Origin of the sequence: Borborobacter arsenicus (genome assembly GCF_003934165.1) — a bacterium.
In the GTDB taxonomy this organism is placed as follows: domain Bacteria; phylum Pseudomonadota; class Alphaproteobacteria; order Rhizobiales; family Rhizobiaceae; genus Pseudaminobacter; species Pseudaminobacter arsenicus.
Genome location: NZ_RKST01000099.1, coordinates 1 through 850 on the forward strand (window position 1 = coordinate 1; position 850 = coordinate 850).

Here is an 850-nt window from a genome sequence, read left to right on the forward strand (position 1 = left end):
TAGCGCTCGTGGACAAAGGTTGACTGCGGAATCCGGTTTTGATTCAAGGCTTCCATTTGGAGGCAGCTTTGGGCGAACGGATTGGGTTGACGGACGAGGAATGGACACTGATCGCCCGCTTCTCCCTGCTGAACGAGGACGCGGCTGCCGTCCAGCCCAAGACAATCGGCGCTATTTCGAAGGCATGATGTGAATGGCCCGCACCGGAGCGCAATGGCGCCATCTGCCTGACGAGTACGGCAAGTGGAACAGCGTCTTTCGCCGATATCGACGATGGATCGAGACCGGCGTGTTCGATGCAATGCTCGAAACACTGGCGAGATAGTCGAACGGGATCGAAGTGCGGACATGATCGACAGCACCGTCATCCGGGCACATCATTGTGCAGTCGGCATAAAAGGGGAACTCAGGAGGTCGAGGCGCTTGGCCGATCGCGCGGCGGCTTCACCTCCAAGCTCCATGCCCGCTGCGATGCAAAAGGCCAACCCCTCGGCTTCGTGCTGACGCCGGGGCAGACCCATGACACCCAAGGCTTTGCCCCTCTGTTCCGGATGATTTCCGATCGGATCGAGGCGCTGCTCGCCGACAAGGGCTATGACGCAGACGCCATTCGCGAGGAGATCACCAAGGCCGACATCGAAGCCGTCATCCCCGCAAAGACCAACAGACGCGAGCCCGTTCCTCACGACAAAGCCAAATACAAATGGCGAAACCAGATCGAGCGGCTCTTCAACAAGCTCAAGAACTGGCGCCGTATAGCCACGCGCTACGACAAGACCAAGGAATCCTATCTCGGCTTCGTCGCCATCGCCGCAGTCAAATTATGGATACCCTTTGTCCACGAGCGCTA

At 58.5% G+C, this 850-nt stretch carries 2 protein-coding genes; both read left to right on the forward strand.

What is annotated here, in order from left to right; translation table 11 throughout:
- The first annotated feature begins 193 nt into the window (after nt 1-193).
- The gene (locus tag EET67_RS26355; RefSeq protein ID WP_245451254.1) at nt 194-325 is read left to right on the forward strand and encodes a transposase; all 132 of its coding nucleotides are present in this window, start codon (nt 194-196) and stop codon (nt 323-325) included.
- A 55-nt stretch (nt 326-380) separates the two neighbouring features.
- A partial coding sequence (locus tag EET67_RS26360; protein WP_245451255.1) for an IS5 family transposase occupies nt 381-850 on the forward strand: 470 nt, incomplete at its 3' end.

What these genes read in the sequence shown, in the direction of transcription:
- EET67_RS26355 (WP_245451254.1), top strand. Translation starts at nt 194, where the DNA reads ATGGCCCGCACCGGAGCGCAATGGCGCCATCTGCCTGACGAGTACGGC.